General features: G+C 62.8%; 20 protein-coding genes. 7 read left to right on the top strand and 13 right to left on the bottom strand.

Translation table 11 applies throughout. The features are described 5' to 3' along the window. Positions 1-15 precede the first annotated feature (15 nt). A complete protein-coding gene (locus AAIS01_RS21245; RefSeq protein ID WP_092459505.1) occupies positions 16-804 on the bottom strand; it encodes a YfaP family protein in 789 nt (262 codons plus the stop codon). A 271-nt stretch (positions 805-1,075) separates the two neighbouring features. Between AAIS01_RS21245 and AAIS01_RS21240 the strand changes: the two genes are divergently transcribed. The 5 genes from AAIS01_RS21240 to AAIS01_RS21220 all read left to right on the top strand — a co-directional run bounded on the left by AAIS01_RS21240 (position 1,076) and on the right by AAIS01_RS21220 (position 7,483). Continuing rightward, entirely contained in the window at positions 1,076-2,212 is a 1,137-nt protein-coding gene (locus AAIS01_RS21240; protein WP_343470550.1) for a Fic family protein, read from the top strand. A 110-nt stretch (positions 2,213-2,322) separates the two neighbouring features. Next, positions 2,323-2,565 carry an exodeoxyribonuclease VII small subunit gene (locus AAIS01_RS21235; RefSeq protein ID WP_047229733.1) on the top strand — a complete coding sequence of 81 codons (243 nt, stop codon included), beginning with the start codon at positions 2,323-2,325 and terminating at the stop codon, positions 2,563-2,565. After that, positions 2,562-3,449 carry a (2E,6E)-farnesyl diphosphate synthase gene (gene ispA / locus AAIS01_RS21230; RefSeq protein ID WP_343470549.1) on the top strand — a complete coding sequence of 296 codons (888 nt, stop codon included), beginning with the start codon at positions 2,562-2,564 and terminating at the stop codon, positions 3,447-3,449. The genes AAIS01_RS21235 and ispA overlap by 4 nt, the downstream gene beginning before the upstream one ends. Before the next feature lie 105 nt (positions 3,450-3,554). Then, positions 3,555-5,453 (top strand): 1-deoxy-D-xylulose-5-phosphate synthase, encoded by a 1,899-nt coding sequence (gene dxs / locus AAIS01_RS21225; protein ID WP_343470548.1) that lies wholly within the window; start codon positions 3,555-3,557, stop codon positions 5,451-5,453. Between the two features lie 149 nt (positions 5,454-5,602). Next, entirely contained in the window at positions 5,603-7,483 is a 1,881-nt protein-coding gene (locus tag AAIS01_RS21220) for a TonB-dependent receptor domain-containing protein (RefSeq protein ID WP_343470547.1), read from the top strand. Positions 7,484-7,610: 127 nt separating this feature from the next. On the opposite strand, the gene AAIS01_RS21215 is transcribed toward AAIS01_RS21220, so the two are convergent. From AAIS01_RS21215 to nrdR, 12 genes are all read right to left on the bottom strand, one after another. Next, positions 7,611-8,408, bottom strand: coding sequence for a cobalamin-binding protein (locus AAIS01_RS21215; RefSeq protein WP_431191937.1), 798 nt, complete (start codon positions 8,406-8,408; stop codon positions 7,611-7,613). Continuing rightward, positions 8,408-8,827, bottom strand: coding sequence for an MFS transporter (locus AAIS01_RS21210; RefSeq protein ID WP_343470545.1), 420 nt, complete (start codon positions 8,825-8,827; stop codon positions 8,408-8,410). Before AAIS01_RS21210 ends, AAIS01_RS21215 begins: the two co-directional genes overlap by 1 nt. Further along, positions 8,824-9,441, bottom strand: coding sequence for a GTP cyclohydrolase II (ribA, locus tag AAIS01_RS21205; RefSeq protein WP_214964230.1), 618 nt, complete (start codon positions 9,439-9,441; stop codon positions 8,824-8,826). Before ribA ends, AAIS01_RS21210 begins: the two co-directional genes overlap by 4 nt. A gap of 109 nt (positions 9,442-9,550) precedes the next feature. Beyond that, on the bottom strand, positions 9,551-10,309 hold the full coding sequence (locus AAIS01_RS21200) for a substrate-binding periplasmic protein (protein WP_343470544.1): 759 nt from the start codon (positions 10,307-10,309) through the stop codon (positions 9,551-9,553). 11 nt (positions 10,310-10,320) lie between these two features. Next, positions 10,321-10,824 (bottom strand): phosphatidylglycerophosphatase A family protein, encoded by a 504-nt coding sequence (locus AAIS01_RS21195; RefSeq protein ID WP_343470543.1) that lies wholly within the window; start codon positions 10,822-10,824, stop codon positions 10,321-10,323. Beyond that, a complete protein-coding gene (thiL, locus tag AAIS01_RS21190) occupies positions 10,821-11,786 on the bottom strand; it encodes a thiamine-phosphate kinase (RefSeq protein WP_343470542.1) in 966 nt (321 codons plus the stop codon). The genes AAIS01_RS21195 and thiL overlap by 4 nt, the downstream gene beginning before the upstream one ends. Positions 11,787-11,804: 18 nt before the next feature. Then, entirely contained in the window at positions 11,805-12,305 is a 501-nt protein-coding gene (gene nusB, locus AAIS01_RS21185; protein ID WP_047229742.1) for a transcription antitermination factor NusB, read from the bottom strand. Then, the gene (gene ribH, locus AAIS01_RS21180; protein ID WP_047229743.1) at positions 12,302-12,778 is read right to left on the bottom strand and encodes a 6,7-dimethyl-8-ribityllumazine synthase; all 477 of its coding nucleotides are present in this window, start codon (positions 12,776-12,778) and stop codon (positions 12,302-12,304) included. The genes nusB and ribH overlap by 4 nt, the downstream gene beginning before the upstream one ends. A 248-nt stretch (positions 12,779-13,026) precedes the next feature. Next, positions 13,027-14,118 carry a bifunctional 3,4-dihydroxy-2-butanone-4-phosphate synthase/GTP cyclohydrolase II gene (gene ribBA / locus AAIS01_RS21175; protein ID WP_343470541.1) on the bottom strand — a complete coding sequence of 364 codons (1,092 nt, stop codon included), beginning with the start codon at positions 14,116-14,118 and terminating at the stop codon, positions 13,027-13,029. 16 nt (positions 14,119-14,134) lie between these two features. Next, positions 14,135-14,797 (bottom strand): riboflavin synthase, encoded by a 663-nt coding sequence (locus AAIS01_RS21170; protein ID WP_343470540.1) that lies wholly within the window; start codon positions 14,795-14,797, stop codon positions 14,135-14,137. 46 nt (positions 14,798-14,843) lie between these two features. Beyond that, the gene (gene ribD, locus AAIS01_RS21165; RefSeq protein WP_343470539.1) at positions 14,844-15,977 is read right to left on the bottom strand and encodes a bifunctional diaminohydroxyphosphoribosylaminopyrimidine deaminase/5-amino-6-(5-phosphoribosylamino)uracil reductase RibD; all 1,134 of its coding nucleotides are present in this window, start codon (positions 15,975-15,977) and stop codon (positions 14,844-14,846) included. Then, positions 15,974-16,438 (bottom strand): transcriptional regulator NrdR, encoded by a 465-nt coding sequence (gene nrdR, locus AAIS01_RS21160; protein WP_013694316.1) that lies wholly within the window; start codon positions 16,436-16,438, stop codon positions 15,974-15,976. Before nrdR ends, ribD begins: the two co-directional genes overlap by 4 nt. 127 nt (positions 16,439-16,565) lie before the next feature. Here nrdR and AAIS01_RS21155 point away from each other — a divergent pair, with 127 nt between their 5' ends. Both AAIS01_RS21155 and AAIS01_RS21150 read left to right on the top strand, forming a co-directional pair. Continuing rightward, positions 16,566-17,036, top strand: coding sequence for a YbaY family lipoprotein (locus tag AAIS01_RS21155; RefSeq protein ID WP_343470538.1), 471 nt, complete (start codon positions 16,566-16,568; stop codon positions 17,034-17,036). Further along, positions 17,033-17,689: a class I SAM-dependent methyltransferase gene (locus AAIS01_RS21150; RefSeq protein ID WP_343470537.1), complete on the top strand. Its 657-nt coding sequence runs from the start codon at positions 17,033-17,035 to the stop codon at positions 17,687-17,689. Before AAIS01_RS21155 ends, AAIS01_RS21150 begins: the two co-directional genes overlap by 4 nt. Positions 17,690-17,806: the final 117 nt, after the last annotated feature.

Genomic DNA, 17,806 nt, shown 5'->3' with positions numbered 1-17,806 from the left:
TTCATCCGTGGAGCGTTAGTAGTTGAAAGTCTTGACCAGCAACAGATCGCCGATGGCGCGCAGGGGCACGACAAAGGTTTCGCGTTTTTCATCGACCGTGTTTTCGTTGAGCACCAGGTTGATCTGCGAGGTGATCACCTCGTTCTGGTTGCTGGTTTCTTCGAAGTTGTAGCCACCGTTGCCGTAGTTACCCCAGTAGTTCACGTAGACCAGGTAGGTGCCGTGCATCGGCGCGGTCATGGTGAACATCTCGGGACCGGGGCCATCGACGCCGTCGGGGTCGAGGCCGCCGCCGTTGCTCAACGCCGGCCGGCCGAAGAACGCATGCTGGCCGTCGGGAGTGACGATGTGCAGGTCCAGTTCGGCCTTGGGATCGTCCCAGCCCAGCACCACGCGGATCTGCGCCGGGGTTCGCTGGTTGTTGGCTTCATAGAACTGCACGCGTTTGAGGGACTGGCCTGCGGAGCTGCGTACTTCGACGCTGTTGGAGCCAGCACCAAAGGCATACGGCCGGGCGAAACGCCCTTCGTCGTCGGTATAGAGATTCAGTGGATTGCCGTTGACCGCCAGGCTGTGGGGCGCACGGGCCGTGCCCATGGCCTTGAGCCGGCCCTCGATCATCGTGCGATTGCGCTGCACGCCTCGGTCGATGGGCGGCGTGGGGTAGGCCACGCGCGGGTTTTCAGTGCGATCGAGCAAGCCGCTGTAACGCCAGCCGCCCACGGGCTCCGACAGCTCGGCGGCAGGCTCGGCCCACGCCAGCGGCGCGCCCGTCAGCACGATCAACAACGAAAGAAAACGCATGTATGCCTCCTGCCATGCATGACGCAACCCGGCGCCCTTCCTCGGCGCTGCCTATCTTTGTTCGGGTTACGTCTGAAGGCCCCGCCACAAGAGGCCCGTAGATGCGCCGAAGGTTAGCGATTCGGCGGATTATTCACAATCAGGCAACGCGCGATTCTGTGTGGGAAATCACGTACTGAGGGGGGGCGTGAGCCGAATAGGGAGCTTATTCGGCTCACCAAATGAGCCGAATAGAGTTATTATTCGGCTCATCAACCTTTGGACAGGACTTATGACCCCCTACTGGATCTGGCAACAGCCCGACTGGCCCGACTTTCGCTGGCAAGCCGAGGTATTGGCGCCACTGCTGCGCGAATGCGTGCAGGCCCAAGGCCAATTGCTGGGCATGACCAGCGTCGTCACGACTTCGCTCAGTGCTCAAAATGAGCTGGACGCGCTGCTGCAAAACATCGTGACGTCATCGGCCATCGAAGGAGAGCAACTGAATGTGGGGTCGGTGCGCTCATCCCTGGCCCGACGCCTGGGCCTGGGGCAGGTGGGTGACAACCCGGTCAGCCAGCGTAGTGAAGGGTTGGCGAATCTGTTGCTGGACGCGACCCGGCACCTCGATCAACCGCTGACGCTCCAACGCCTGCTGGAATGGCACGAGTGGCTGTTTCCTGATCAGCCAAACGAGCTTGCCCACCGACAGATCCGTGTAGGCACGTTGCGCGGCGACGAGCCGATGCAAGTGGTTTCGGGCAGACTGGACCGCCCTACCGTGCACTTCGAAGCGCCTCCGCGCAAAGGACTCGAACAACAGCTGCAAGCATTCGTCGACTGGTTCGAAGCCAGCCGTCATCAGGCCGGACTCGATCCTTTGTTGCGTGCCGGTGTCGCTCACTTCTGGTTTGTCACCCTGCATCCATTCGACGATGGCAATGGTCGCCTGACCCGCACCCTCACCGACCTGGCGCTGGCTCAAGGGGAAGCCCAGGCCATTCGTTTCTATGCCATGTCTGCAAGCATTCTGGATGACCGTGCCGGTTACTATCGGATCCTGGAAACCAGTCAGAAAAACACCTTGGACATCACCCCCTGGCTGAGCTGGTTTCTGCAGACGCTGCAGCGCAGCCTCCAGCAGGCGATGAAGCGGATTGACAGCGTGTTTTGCAAGGCGAGATTCTGGCAGGTTCATCGCGACAGCGCGCTTACGCCTGAGCAAATCAAAGTTCTCAACCGTATGGTCGACGGCGGTGAGAAAGGCTTCGAAGGCGGCATCAGTGCAGCCCAATACCAAGCGGTGGCGAAAGTTTCCAAGGCTACGGCTACCCGCCACCTGTCGGAACTGCTGGAGAAAGGCTGCCTTGAACGAATGCCCGGTGGTGGACGCAGTACCCGTTACCGGGTCAGTTATCCGGTTGGCTGAAGGTGGGCAAAAGCCCACCGTCCCGCTTTGATTTATCCCACCCTGATTTGCCCCAATACCCCATGTCTGCTAGTGTCGCGCCCGTTTAACAGTCAACCGGAATCGCCGCCATGGCCCGCAAAAAAGCTGCACTGGACTTCGAACAATCTCTGGCCGACCTGCAAACGCTGGTCGAGCGGCTGGAGAACGGCGAGTTGTCGCTGGAAGACTCGCTGACCGCCTTCGAGCAGGGTATCGGCTTGACTCGCGACTGCCAGGCGGCGCTGGCCCAGGCCGAGCAAAAGGTGCAATTGTTGCTCGAGCGCGATGGTGAGCTGACCGAAGAGCCGTTCGACGCGGACCAGCCTGAATGATCGGCGCTTATCAGGCCGGCAGCCAGGCCCGGGTCAACGCGGCACTGGATAGCCTGTTCACCGCCCCAAGCCCTGAGCTGGCGCGTCTGTACGAAGCCATGCGCTACAGCGTGATGAACGGCGGCAAGCGCGTGCGGCCGCTGCTGGCCTATGCGGCCTGCGAGGCCTTGGGCGGCGCGCCGGAACAAGCCAACGGCGCGGCCTGTGCAGTGGAGCTGATCCACGCGTACTCGCTGGTCCATGATGATTTGCCGGCCATGGACGACGACGATTTGCGTCGCGGCCAGCCCACCACCCACAAAAAATTCGACGAAGCCTGCGCGATCCTGGCCGGTGACGGCTTGCAGAGCCTGGCCTTCAGCGCCCTGCTGGACCCGACCCTGAGCAACTGTTCAGCACCGATTCGCCTGGACATGGTCAGCGCCCTGGCGCTGGCGGCCGGTCCGGCCGGGATGGTCGGCGGCCAGGCCATCGACCTCGGTTCAGTGGGCCTCAAGCTGGATCAGAGCGCGCTGGAATATATGCATCGGCACAAGACCGGCGCCTTGATCGAGGCCAGCGTCAAACTCGGCGCCCTGGCCAGCGGTCGAGCCACGCCTGACCAACTGCAAGCCTTGCAGACCTATGCCCGGGCCATTGGCCTGGCGTTCCAGGTGCAGGACGACATTCTTGACGTCGAAAGCGATACCCAGACCCTGGGCAAACGCCAGGGCGCCGATATCGCTCGCGACAAACCGACCTACCCGGCCCTGCTCGGCCTCGACGCAGCCAAGGCCTATGCCCTGGAGTTGCGCGACCAGGCCCTGAGCGCGCTGCGACCCTTTGACGCGGCGGCCGAGCCGTTGCGCGAGCTGGCCCGATATATCGTCGAACGCCGTAGCTGATACCGGGTCAGACTGCGTATCGGCCAAGTTCCGGCCTACGCGTGGGCAGCTTGCGATGCATAAGGTAAACTGCCGCCTCTTTCTATACCTATAACGATTCGCCTGATGCCCACGACGTTTCAAGAGATTCCCCGCAAACGCCCGACCACGCCGCTGCTGGACCGCGCCAACACGCCGGACGGCCTGCGTCGCCTGGGTGAAGCCGAGCTGGAAACCCTGGCCGATGAGTTGCGCCTGGAGCTGCTCTACACGGTCGGCCAGACCGGTGGGCACTTTGGTGCCGGCCTTGGCGTCATCGAGCTGACGATCGCGCTGCATTACGTGTTCGACACCCCGGACGACCGGCTGGTGTGGGACGTCGGTCATCAGGCCTATCCGCATAAAATCCTCACTGGCCGCCGCGAACGCATGGGTACGTTGCGCCAGAAGGATGGCGTGGCAGCGTTCCCGCGGCGCTCCGAGAGCGAGTACGACACCTTTGGTGTCGGTCATTCCAGCACCTCCATCAGCGCCGCCCTGGGCATGGCGATTGCCGCCCGTCTGCAAAATAGCGAGCGCAAGGCGATTGCCGTGATCGGCGATGGCGCACTGACGGCAGGCATGGCTTTCGAGGCGCTGAACCACGCGCCGGAAGTCAACGCCAACATGCTGGTGATCCTCAACGACAACGACATGTCGATTTCGCGCAACGTCGGCGGGCTGTCCAACTACCTGGCGAAGATTCTTTCCAGCCGCACCTACGCCAGCATGCGCGAAGGCAGCAAAAAAGTGCTCTCGCGCCTGCCCGGCGCCTGGGAAATCGCCCGCCGCACCGAGGAATACGCCAAGGGCATGCTGGTGCCCGGCACGCTGTTCGAGGAGCTGGGCTGGAACTACATCGGCCCCATCGACGGCCATGACCTGCCCACCCTGATTGCTACCCTGCGCAACATGCGCGACCTCAAAGGCCCGCAGTTCCTGCACGTGGTGACCAAGAAAGGCAAAGGCTTCGCCCCGGCGGAAGTCGACCCGATCGGTTACCACGCCATCACCAAGCTGGAGCCGGTGGACGCCCCGGCCACCGCCCCGAAGAAGGCCAGCGGGCCGAAATATTCCGCTGTGTTTGGCCAATGGCTGTGCGACATGGCCGCCGCTGACCCCCGCCTGGTGGGCATTACTCCGGCGATGAAGGAAGGCTCGGACCTGGTGGCCTTCAGCGAACGCTACCCGCAGCGCTACTTCGACGTGGCGATTGCCGAGCAGCACGCCGTCACTCTCGCCGCCGGCATGGCGTGTGAAGGCGCAAAACCGGTGGTGGCGATTTATTCGACCTTCCTGCAGCGCGGCTACGACCAGCTCGTTCATGACGTCGCGGTGCAGAACCTCGATGTGCTGTTTGCCATCGACCGTGCAGGTTTGGTGGGCGAAGACGGCCCGACCCACGCCGGCAGCTTCGATCTTTCGTTCCTGCGCTGCATCCCCGGCATGCTGCTGATGACGCCGAGCGATGAAAACGAGTTACGCAAAATGCTCACCACCGGGCACCTGTTCAATGGCCCGGCGGCGGTGCGCTACCCTCGCGGCAGCGGCCCTAACGCGACCCTGTCGACGGATCTCGAACCCATCGAAATCGGCAAGGGTGTGATCCGTCGCCAGGGCAAGCAGACCGCTCTGCTGGTGTTTGGCGTGCAACTGGCCGAGGCCCTGAAGGTCGCCGAAACCCTGGACGCCACCGTGGTGGACATGCGTTTCGTCAAACCGCTGGACGAAACCCTGGTGCGCGAAATGGCCGACAGTCACGAACTGCTGGTGACCGTCGAGGAAAACGCCATCATGGGCGGTGCCGGCGCGGCGGTCAGCGAGTTCCTGGCTCGGGAAAACATCCTCAAGTCGGTGCTGCACCTGGGCCTGCCGGACATCTACGTCGAACACGCCAAACCGGCGCAGATGCTGGCCGAATGCGGGCTGGATGAGGCAGGGATCGAAGGGGCGGTGCGCCAGCGGTTACGACTGCTGGGCCTCTGATTTTTCAAACAACGCAGAACCCGTGTGGGAGCGGGCTTGCTCGCGAAAGCGGTGTATCAGTCAATATCCAAGTCGACTGACACACCGCTTTCGCGAGCAAGCCCGCTCCCACACTGGTTTTGTGTAGAGCCAATATTCTCGGAATCACCATGAAGCTGCGCCTCACACTAGCCCTCTCCCTGCTACCCAGCACCGACCTGCTGGCCGACACCTTCGAACGCGACCAAGCCCTCAAGCTCCCCGACGTGGTCATCAGCGCCAACCGCCAGGTCGAAGCGCGCAACGACAGTAGCGCCGCCAACACGGTATTCACCCGTGACGACATCGATCGCCTGCAACCGGCCAGCGTCACGGACCTGCTCAGCCGCGTGCCGGGGGTGCAGGTGGCGCCGCTGGGCGGGCGGGGCAGCCTGCCGGGGATCTATATTCGCGGCACTAAATCGGCCCAGAGCCTGGTGCTGGTGGACGGCCAGCGCATCGGCAACTCCACCTCCGGCGACAGCAACTTGCAGCGCCTGAACATCAGCCAGATCGAACGGGTGGAAGTGCTGCGCGGTTCGCGCTCGGTGATCTACGGCGCCGACGCGGTGGGCGGGGTGATCCAGATTTTCACCCGCCGCGCGAACGAACGAGGCCTGCAACCGCGCCTGCATCTGGGTTTCGGTAGCCACCAGACCTGGGAGCGCAGCCTGGGCCTGTCCGGCGGCAATGACCAGACACGTTTCAGCCTCGGCGCCAGCCTGGACGAAACCGATGGGACCAATCGCACCCATGAATCCTACGCCAGCGACCGGGACGCTGACGCCAACCGTAACCAGTCCTTGAGCCTGAGTGTGAGTCATGAGCTCAACGCTGACCTGGAAGTGGGCCTGAACCTGCTGGATAACCGCGGTAAAAGCGAATACGACAATCCGTTCGGCCGCTTCGACCCGAACACCTTCGAGTCGCTGCCCCAGCAGCCCTACAGTGATTTCGCGGTGAGCAGTTTCAGCACTTATGTCGATGGGCGCATCACCGATGGGTGGAAATCACGCCTGGAACTGGGCCACAGCGAAAACCGCGAAAGAACCTTCGACCAGCTCAGCGATGTCCGGGAAGTGTTCAACACCTACCGCGACTCGCTGACCTGGCAGAACGATGTAACGCTGGACGATCGCAACAACCTGATCGTTGGCGGTGACTGGTATGAAGACCGGATCAACAGCAGCACGCCGTATGACGAAGACAGCCGCTGGAACCGTGCCGCGTTCATCCAGCATCGCTGGCGCGGCGAAAGGTTCTCCACCGAACTGGGCGTGCGCCGCGACCAGAACCAGCAGTTCGGTGCCCAGAATAGCTGGAGCGGCACGCTCACCCTGCCGGTGAATCCAAACAATGATGTGCTGCTGACCTACAGTGAAAGCTTTCGCGCACCCACCTTCAACGACCTCTACTACCCGCAATTCAGCAACCCGGACCTGAAACCCGAAACCGCGAAAAGCTACGAACTGCAATGGCGCAGCCAACTGAGCGACAGCGCCCGCCTGGAGACTTCGCTGTACCGCACGGACCTGGAAGACGCGATCATTTTTGGCAGCAACTCCCGCCCACAAAACGTTGCCTCGGCGCGAATCAATGGTTTCGAGGCGGCGCTGAGCCAGGAGGTATTCGGCTGGCAGGGCAATTTGGGCCTGGCCATCATCGACCCACGGGACCGCGACAGCGGCCACACCCTCGCCCGCCGTGCGCGCCGGACCTTGAGCCTGGATCTGGACCGTCAATTCGACCGGTTGGGCCTGGGCGCCACCTGGCAAGCCGTGAGCAGCAGCTACGACGATGAGAACAACCGCAACGCCCTGGGCGGTTATGCGCTGCTCGGGTTGCGCGGCAGTTGGGCGTTGAACCGCGAGGTGAAGCTGGAGCTGAAGGTGGATAACCTGCTGGACAAGGGCTACAGCCGGGCGCTGTATAGCCATGAAGGTGGGCAGTATGGGTACCGGGAGGAAGGTCGGAGCTGGTTGTTTGGGGTGACTTGGACGCCGGCGCTCTGATCCAGAACGTGTGCTGCCTGTACTGGCCTCTTCGCGGGCAAGCCCGCTCCCACAGGTGATCAATGTTGCCTGCTGGGACGCGGTCCAAAGTGGGAGCGAGCCTGCTCGCGATTGGAGGCGCCGCGGTCTAGCGGTCCGGCGCGATCAACTCACACAACCGCGCGGTCGCTTCGATCATCTGCCCGCTAGGCCGTTCCAACCCCTTGTCACTGACTAACAACAACCGTCCCTGCGCCACCGCCGCCAACTGCGGCCAGGCTTTCCAGGCGTCGAGTTGGGCCTGGTCCGTGGCGAGGATGATCTGCGGATTGCGCTGCAACACTGACTCCACACTCACTTGCGGTGCCGGCAGGGCCAGGTCGGCAAACACACTACGCGCCCCGCAAACCGCCAGTGCATCGCTGATGATCTGCTTGCCGCCAACGGTGTACAGCGGTCGGTCCCAGACCTGATAGAACACTGGCAACGGCGTGTCGCGCCGGTAGCGCTGACGCAACGCCTCAAGACGCCCGCGCAACTGCGCGGCTCGCTTCACGCCCCGTTCCGGACGGCCGAGTTGCGTGGCGATGTCTTCCATTTGGCTGATGAGTTGGTCGAGACTGTGGGGCTCGGCCACGTAGACGGGAATCTTCAATCCCTTGAGCTGCTGTTGCTGGGCGTCGCCGACGCTGCCGGGCCAGAGCAGGAGCAGATCGGGCCTGAGACTGAGCAAGCGCTCCATGTCCAATTGCCCATAACGCCCAACAGAAGGCAGGCCCTTCAATGCCAAAGGGCGCTCGCCGCCATCCAGCACGCCCACCAGCAGGTCGGCGGAATCCAGTTCAACCACGATTTCAGACAGGGACGGAGCCAGGCTGACCACACGCTGGGACGCCACCGTCGAGGCGCTGACGGCCAACAGCAGGACCGCCAGCCAGCGGATCATCAACCGAGCTGACGCGGGATGCGATACAGGTAGAACAATACCGTCGTGGACAACGCCAGCAGCATCAACGGCACCGCTTCCAGGCCCACGAACACCGCCAGGGCGCCGATCCAGGCCGGCAGGCCGGCAGCGAGAAAGGCCACACGCCGCCGGGCTGCCAAGGCGATCCAGGCTTGAGGTTCTTCGAGGGTGTCGAGGGCTTTTTGGGTGGCGATCAAAGCGTTTCTGTAAGCGTCAAAGAAGCGTAGGCTGACAAACATCGATGCCATGCCAGCGATAAACAGCGGCATTGCCAGCACCGGCAGAATCGCTTCGCCCTGGCCGAATACCGCGTTGATCACGAACAGCGGCAGCAAGGCCAGCGCCAGGTATTGCCACCAACTGACGGACAGTCGCCGCCTGACCTGACCGCGCGTCACGCCCGGTCGACCTCGCCCTGGTGCTCGTTGCCCATCATGTGGTCGAGCTTGCTGGCCTTGGTCGCCAGGTAAAGTTTGTTGTGGGGGTTATGCCCAGTGTGCAACGGCACGCGCTCGGCCACCACGATCCCCATATCGGTCATCGCCTTGACCTTGCGCGGGTTGTTGGTCATCAGGCGCAACGACTTGACGCCCAGATGTTCGAGCATCGGCAGGCAGATGCTGTAGTCACGCAGGTCGGCGGCAAACCCCAGGCGCTCGTTGGCTTCCACGGTATCGGCGCCGCCATCTTGCAGTTCATAGGCACGAATCTTGTTCAGCAGGCCAATGCCGCGGCCTTCCTGACGCAAGTAAAGCAGCACGCCACGGCCCTCGCGGGCAATGGCCTGCAACGCAGCCTCAAGTTGCGAGCCGCAATCACAGCGCTGGCTGAACAAGGCATCGCCAGTCAGGCATTCAGAGTGCAGGCGGCCCAGTACCGGGGCACCGTCGGCGAAATCACCCAGGCTCAGCACGACGTGCTCGCGGCCGGTGGCTTCATCGAGAAAACCATGCATGGTGAATTGCGCAAAGGGCGTTGGCAGCTTGGAAGCGGCAACAAAAACGACAGGCACCGGTGTGCTCCTGATCTATTACTGGAGATTCGCAGAGGCGGGCATTGTAACAGCACGCCCCGACCGACGCTCAGGCTGAATTATCGGCCATAACCATCGAAAAGATTGATCACGGCTTCGGTGGCCTGCCGTGGTCGTCGAAGGGATAGGGCTGTTTCCAGCGTTCAAAAATCGGCTTCAGTCGACCGTTCTTCACCAGTTCTGCCATGCGCCGGTCAAACAGGCTCCGGAGCACCCGACCGTTTTCGGTGTCGGCGAAGCCCAGGTAAAGCGGCAGGTTGATCAACGGTGAACGCTTGAACTGCTGGGGATTCTCGGCCTTGGCAAGCAAGTTCTCGATTTCCATCAACGCATCGATATAAAAATCGGCGCGGTCATGGACCAGCATTGGCAGGATACCCACCGCGCGGTGAATTTCGTTGAATTTGCGGATACCCGGCAGATAGCTGTCGTATGCGTAGCCACGCATCCACACCAACCGATAGCTGCCGACCGTCTCCAGTGTCGGGGACGGTTTGGAGGCTAGCCCCAAGGCGTAGATGTGATCGATATCGTAGTGCCATTTGGGATAAAGCACCCCCTCCGACTCATCGAGATAAGCACCGACCTGCACGTCGACCTCACCGCGCTGCACCAGCCCGATTGAACGGGTATAGGGCACGCTGCGGGTTTCCAGCCGCACGCCGGCGGGTTCGAACACTTCACGCAAGATGTCCCACGCCATGCCCTTGCCATCGGCCTGGGAGTAATCCTCCCACTCTTCGCTGGCCGCCCGCACCTTGCCGGGCAGCGTCGTCGCCTCGGCCGCCCGCGCACCGAAACAGAGCCCTAGACACAACAACAGAAGCAGCGCGCGGCTAACATTCATGCCTGAATCCCTCAGGTAAAACACCACACCAATCCTTGCATCGCCAGCCAGGCAAAAACGCCAGCCAATACATCGTCAAGCATGATGCCGACGCCTCCATGCACCTTTCGGTCGATCCAGCGAATCGGCCAAGGCTTGAGAATGTCGAAGAAGCGGAACATCAGAAAACCCGCCAGCAGCCAATACCATCCTTCAGGCACCAGCCACAGGGTGATCCACATGCCGACCATTTCGTCCCAGACGATACCCTCATGATCGTGTACCCGCAGGTCATCCGCCACCTTGCCGCACAGCCAGAAGCCGAACAGCATGGTGATGCCGAGCATCAGCCAGTACCCCCAGTCCGGCAACATCTGCCACAACGGCACAAAGGGTAGCGCAACCAGCGAACCCCATGTCCCCGGCGCCTTGGGTAAAGTGCCCGAACCGAAGCCGAACGCCAGGAAATGCCAGGGATTGCGCCAGACCGAGGGCGGAACGAATTCCGCCGGGACCTGGTTGGGATGATCTGTCACGGTGTCTCCCGAAAATGTTGATAGCCCCGGATTTGCGGGGTGATGTCGTGTCCATCGCTGTCGAGCAGCGTGACACCTTGCCCGGCCACCACGCGACCGATCACATGGATCGGCCAGCCCTCGGCCTGCAGCGCCAGCAGTCGGACAGGTGGCAAAGTGAATAGCAACACGTAATCGTCGCCACCGCTCAATGCGGCGTGTGCAGCATTCGATCGGCCCAGGAACGCGACCAAAGCCTTGGACAATGGCAGGCGGTCACGTTCAACGTGTAACGCCACACCTGACGCCAGGGCGATATGCCCGCAATCGGCCAGCAGGCCATCAGAGATATCCATCGCCGCGCCAGCCTTGCCCCGCAGCGCCAGACCGAGGTCGATCTGCGGGCGCGGCGACCAATAATGCGCCAGCAACGGCTCGGCGATATCAGGTTCGGCAGCGCGCTGCCCCAGCACGAGCGGCAATGCGCCAGCGCCATTGCCCAGCTCGCCACCGACACACAGCCAATCACCGGGCTGCGCGCCGCCGCGAGTCAGGGCCTGGCCGGACGGCACGCGACCGAACACCGTGAGGGTCATGCTCAGCGGCCCACGCGTCGTGTCACCACCCACCAGCGCAACACCACACCCCTGGGCCATCTGGTTCAAACCGCGGGCATAGGCTTGCAACCAATCGGCGGTCACCGTCGGCAAGGTCAGGGCCAGGGTAAATGCAAAAGGGCTAGCGCCCATAGCGGCCAGGTCACTGACCGCCACGGCCAGCGAGCGCTGGCCGAGCAGGAACGGGTCGCAAGGGTCTGGAAAATGCACGCCGGCCACCAGGGTATCGGTGGACACCGCCAACTGCTCCCCAGGTGGAACGGCCAGCAAGGCGCAGTCGTCGCCGATCCCGAGCGCAACGCCCTCGCCGCCCTGCGCACAAGACGCGGCGGCGAAGTAATGACGGATCAGCTCAAACTCACCCATGGGGATAACAAGCGCCAATCAGCGCTTGAACGCCTTCACTTCAGCTTCACGCAGACGCGGGGCCAGCTTGTCGAGTACGCCGTTGACGAACTTGTGGCCATCGGTGGAACCGAAGACTTTCGCCAGCTCGATCCCTTCGTTGATCACTACGCGGTACGGAACATCGACGCGCTGCATCAGTTCCCAGGTGGACAGGCGCAACACCGCCAGTTCAACCGGGTCCAGCTCTTCGATGGTCAGGTCCAGGCAAGGTGCCAGGGCGATGTCGATTTCGGTCTTGTGGGCCGGGACGCCGTGCAGGATCTCGCGGAAATACGCGCCATCAACGTCACTGAAATCGTTGTCGACCCGAAACTGCGCTTCGATCTCGTTCAGCGATTGTTTGGCCATGTGCCATTGATACAGCGCCTGGGTCGCGAGCTGACGGGCTTCGCGACGCTTGACGCTCTTCGAAGGCTTGCCGGCATCGGCTGGCTTGGGATCGCGCGGGTTGAAACGATCGCTTTCGTCGCTAATCACTTGGCCTCCAACTGCGCCAGCAGGCTGACCATTTCCAGGGCGGAAAGGGCGGCTTCGGCGCCTTTGTTACCGGCCTTGGTGCCGGAACGTTCGATGGCTTGCTCGATGGAGTCCACGGTCAGCACGCCGAAGGCGACGGGCACACCGAACTCCATGGACACCTGGGCCAGGCCCTTGGTGCATTCACCGGCCACGTATTCGAAGTGCGGAGTACCGCCACGAATGACCGCGCCCAGGGCGATGATCGCCGCATATTCGCCCTTTTGAGCGACTTTCTGCGCAACCAGCGGAATTTCGAAGGCGCCAGGCGCACGGATGATGGTGATGTCGCTTTCGCTCACGCCATGGCGAACCAGGGCATCGACCGCACCGCCGACCAGGCTCTCAACCACGAAACTGTTGAAACGGCCCACTACCAGAGCGTAGCGGCCTTGAGGGGCGATGAAGGTACCTTCGATGGTCTTCAGGGTCATTCGTCAGATCTCTTAAAGAGCCAGAGCGCGTTCGAATACGCGCTCCTTTGGTGATATTAGCCACGAATTACAGCACCCGCAGATCCCGCATTGCCGCTCACTTGCATATCTTTGTGGCGAGGGGATTTATCCCCGCTGGGCTGCGAAGCGGCCCCTTTTTTGGGACTGCTGCGCAGTCCAGCGGGGATAAATCCCCTCGCCACAAATGAACCCCTCAAGTGAACAACAATGCTGAAATCTCCGGGCCATTATTCGGAGGGCACGTATTCTACAACTTCCAGGTCGAAACCGGATATCGCATTAAATTTCATCGGTGCGCTCATCAGGCGCATTTTCCGTACACCCAGGTCCCGCAGGATCTGCGAACCGGCGCCGACGATGCTGTAGGTGGTCGGTTTTTTCACGGTGGCTTGATCCGCGGTTTCGCGAATGTGCGCCAGCAGCACGTCGCCATCGAGCGGGTGCCCGAGCAGCAGCACCACGCCGCTGCCAGCCTCGGCCACCGCGGCCATGGCGGCGCGCAGGCTCCAGCGGCCGGGCTGCTTGACCATCAGCAGGTCGCGCAGCGGGTCCATGTTATGCACGCGCACCAGGGTCGGTTCTTCGGCGCACACGGTGCCCAGCGTCAGGGCCATGTGCACGTCGCCCTCCACCGAGTCACGGTAGGTCACCAGGTTGAAATGGCCCAGTTCGCTGTCCAGCGGCTGCTCGGCAATCCGCTGAACGGTACGTTCGTGGATCATCCGGTAGTGGATCAGGTCGGCGATGGTGCCGATCTTGATGTTGTGTTCGGCGGCAAAAGCTTCGAGTTCCGCACGACGGGACATGGTGCCGTCGTCGTTCATCACTTCGCAGATCACCCCGGCAGGCTCGAAACCCGCCATGCGCGCCAGGTCGCACGCCGCTTCGGTGTGGCCGGCGCGGGCCAGGGTGCCGCCGGCCTGGGCCATCAGCGGGAAGATGTGGCCGGGGCTGACGATGTCTTCGGCTTTGGCTTCTTTCGCCGCGGCGGCCTGCACGGTGCGGGCACGGTCAGCAGCGGAGATGCCGGTGGTCACGCCCTCGGCGGCCTCGATGGACACGGTGAATTTGGTGCCGAAGCCGGAGCCATTGCGCGGCGCCATCAATGGCAGCTTCAAGAGCTCGCAGCGTTCGCGGGTCATGGGCATGCAGATCAGGCCACGGGCGTGCTTGGCCATGAAGTTGATGTGCTCGGCCTTGCAGCACTCGGCGGCCATGATCAGGTCGCCTTCATTCTCGCGGTCTTCGTCATCCATGAGGATGACCATCTTGCCTTGGCGGATGTCTTCAACCAGTTCTTCGATGCTATTGAGCGCCACGCGGCACCCCCTTGGGTCAGGATTTGAGGTAGCCGTTGGCGGCCAGAAAGCTTTCAGTGATGTTACCGGCTGCCGGGGTTGCGGCCTTGTCGCCCAACAGCAGGCGCTCCAGGTAACGGGCCAGCAAGTCGACTTCCAGGTTGATCCGGCGACCGGGCCGATACGAAGCCATGATGGTTTCGCTCAAGGTATGGGGAATGATCGTCAGCAGGAATTCGGCGCCATCCACCGCGTTGACCGTCAGGCTGGTGCCGTCGACGGTGATCGAGCCTTTATGGGCAATGTACTTGGCCAGCTCTTTCGGGGCGCGGATGCGAAACTCCACGGCCCGGGCGTTATCGCTACGCGAAACCACTTCACCCACGCCGTCGACATGGCCGCTGACCAGGTGCCCGCCCAAGCGGGTGGTGGGGGTCAGGGCTTTTTCCAGGTTGACCGGGCTGCCGCTCTTGAGATCGTTCATGGCGGTGCAGTCGAGGGTTTCACGGCTGACGTCCGCCAGGAAACCATCGCCCGGCAGTTCGACGGCGGTCAGGCACACGCCGTTGACCGCGATGCTGTCGCCCAGTTTGACGTCGCTCAGGTCGAGCTTGCCGGTTTCGACATGGACCCGCACGTCGCCACCCTTGGGGGTCAGTGCACGGATGCTGCCGATGGATTCGATGATGCCGGTGAACATGGAGTCCTCCTCGAGAACGGGCCGCCGCTTGAGCGAAAGCCGGGAATTATACGCTCGCCTGCGCGACGGGAACGGCGATGACTCGCCAGTCATCGCCCACGGCACGGATTTCGGTGATTTTCAGTTCTGGAGCGTCTTTCATCTGGGCCAGCGGCCAGTCCAGCAGCGGCCGCGCCGAGGAACCGAGGAGCTTGCCCGCGATGAAAATCTGGAATTCGTCCACCAGCCCTTGCCGGGCGAAAGCCCCCGCCAGGCGCGGACCGGCCTCCACCAACACTTCATTGACATCCCGGGCCGCCAACGCCACCAGCAACCGACGCAGATCGACCTGACCGTCATCGCCCGCCACGATCATGCATTCGGGACCGTTGGCGTACTGTTCTTCCACCGCCATGCAAGTAGCGACCAGCGCCGGGCCGGCCTTGAAGAACGGCGCATCCAGCGGCACACGCAGGCGACCATCTACCAACACCCGCAGCGGCGGACGGCTCATGACCAGCGCGGTCTGCTCGGCATCCAGCCCGAGCTCATCGGCGCGCACGGTCAGCCGGGCGTTGTCGGCCAGCACCGTATCGGCGCCGGTCAGCACCACACTGGCCTGGGCCCGCAGGCGTTGCACCGCCGAACGGGCGGCGGGGCCGGTGATCCACTGGCTTTCGCCGCTTTCCATGGCGGTGCGCCCATCAAGGCTCATGGCGAGCTTGACCCGCACGAACGGCAAGCCGTGTTCCATGCGTTTGAGGAAACCCTGGTTGAGCAGGCGCGCTTCGCCTTCCAGCACACCGCTTTCAGTAGCAATACCGGCCTGGGCCAAGCGTTGCAGGCCGCGACCGGCCACATCCGGGTTCGGGTCCTCCATCGCCGCCACCACCCGCGCCACGCCGGCATTGACCAACGCATCGGCACAGGGCGGTGTGCGCCCGTGATGACTGCAGGGTTCGAGGGTTACGTACGCCGTAGCGCCCCGGGCCTGTTCACCGGCGGCGCGCAGGGCATGGACTTCGGCATGGGGCTCGCCGGCGCGAATGTGCCAGCCTTCGCCGACCACTTGCCCGTCACGCACGATCACACAACCTACCCGGGGATTGGGGTGCGTGGTGTAGTGACCGCGCCGCGCCAGTTCCAGGGCACGGGCCATGTACTGGGCGTCGAGGATGGCCTGTTGCGCCGGGCTGGTCATTCTTTCACCGGTTCGCGGGCCAGGCGGTCGATTTCTTCGCGGAATTCGTTCAGGTCCTGGAAGCGCCGGTACACCGAAGCGAAACGGATATAGGCGACTTCATCGAGCTTTTGCAGCTCGGCCATCACCAGTTCTCCGACCACCAGGGACTTGACCTCGCGTTCGCCAGTGGCCCGTAGCTTGTGCTTGATGTGCACCAGCGCCGCTTCCAGGCGCTCGACGCTCACTGGGCGTTTTTCCAGGGCGCGCTGCATGCCGGCGCGCAGTTTTTCTTCGTCGAACGGCTGGCGGCTGCCGTCGGTCTTGATCAGGCGCGGCAACACCAGTTCAGCGGTTTCGAACGTCGTGAAACGTTCGCCGCAGGCCAGGCATTCGCGCCGGCGGCGGACCTGTTCGCCCTCGGCGACCAGTCGCGAGTCGATGACTTTGGTGTCGTTGGCACCGCAGAAGGGACAGTGCATGGTGGCAGGCAACAAAAAAAGGGAGGGCCATGGTAGCGCATCCCACTGGCAAGACAAGCCATAGGGTTTACGGTATACAGACGGGGTTACCGTCAGCCCCCTGGAATTTACCTTGCTGGAGCCACACATGCCGCTACGATCGCTCGTTTTGCTCAGTCTATTCAGCCTGCTGATGGCGTGCAGCAGCGACGCCCCCAAACCCGATGCCCCCGCCCCGGCCAAGAGCCCTGCGCCGAAACAGGCCCAGGAAAAAGCCCGCCAGGCCGCCGAACTGGGACCGCTGCCGGCGCATCAGCGGGAACTGAGCGGCACCTTGCAAGGGATACCGGCCGGAGCCGAGGTCGAACTGGCGCTGCTGGTGATCGATGACAAGGACCGGCCGCAACAATTGCTCGCCAGCTCCAGCCTGATCGGCAATAACCAGGCCCTGCCCTTTCGCCTGCGCTTCAACCCCGAAGCCTTCCCGGTTGGCGCACGCGTGGAACTGCGCGGCCGCGCCAGCCAGTCGGGCCAGTTGATCCTGCATCTGCCGGAGCAACGCATCAGCCAGCCGACCACTCAGGCGCTGGGCGCGCTGCAATTTGTCAAAGCGCCATGAATTCACCGCAAGACCTGCAACACGCATTGGGTCAGTTGCTTGGAGACGCGCACCTGGTGGTTTGCCCACTGCCTGGCACTGACCTGAAACTGTGGCTGATCGACGGCGACAACATGGACCGCGCGTTCAGCCCGGAGGAAACCCGGCGCATTCTCCACGAGCCACCTTACTGGAGCTTCTGCTGGGCCAGCGGCCTGGCCATGGCACGCTATCTGGTCGAACAGCCGCATTGGGTCGAAGGCAAGCGGGTGCTGGACTTCGGCGCCGGCTCCGGCGTCGCGGGTATCGCGGCGCTCAAGGCCGGGGCGCTGGAGGTGGTGGCCTGTGATCTGGATCCGCTGGCGCTGGCGGCGTGCCGGGCCAATGCGCGGCTCAATGACGTAACGCTTGAGTATTCGGAAGATTTTTTCGCTGAGGATGATCGCTTCGACCTGGTCCTGGTCGCGGATGTGCTTTACGACCGCGCCAACCTGCCGTTACTCGACCAATTCCTCAGTCGCGGCCGCGAGGCTCTGGTGGCCGACTCCCGGGTGCGGGATTTCCAGCATCCGCTGTACCGGCGCATCGAAATGCTCGAAGCCATGACCCTGCCGGATCTGGCCGAGCCCGAGGAGTTTCGGCATGTGAGCCTGTACCACGCGCGGCGCGATTAGATAAAAGCTTCGCGAGCAAGCCCGCTCCCACAGGGGATCTGCGGTAAACACAAATTTTGTATCCACTGAAGGTCAACTGTGGGAGCGGGCTTGCTCACGAAGGCGTCCTGTCAGACA

It is taken from the genome of Pseudomonas halotolerans, from assembly GCF_039581215.1.
GTDB classification, from domain to species: domain Bacteria; phylum Pseudomonadota; class Gammaproteobacteria; order Pseudomonadales; family Pseudomonadaceae; genus Aquipseudomonas; species Aquipseudomonas tehranensis.
This window is presented reverse-complemented; position numbering and strand designations above follow the sequence as displayed.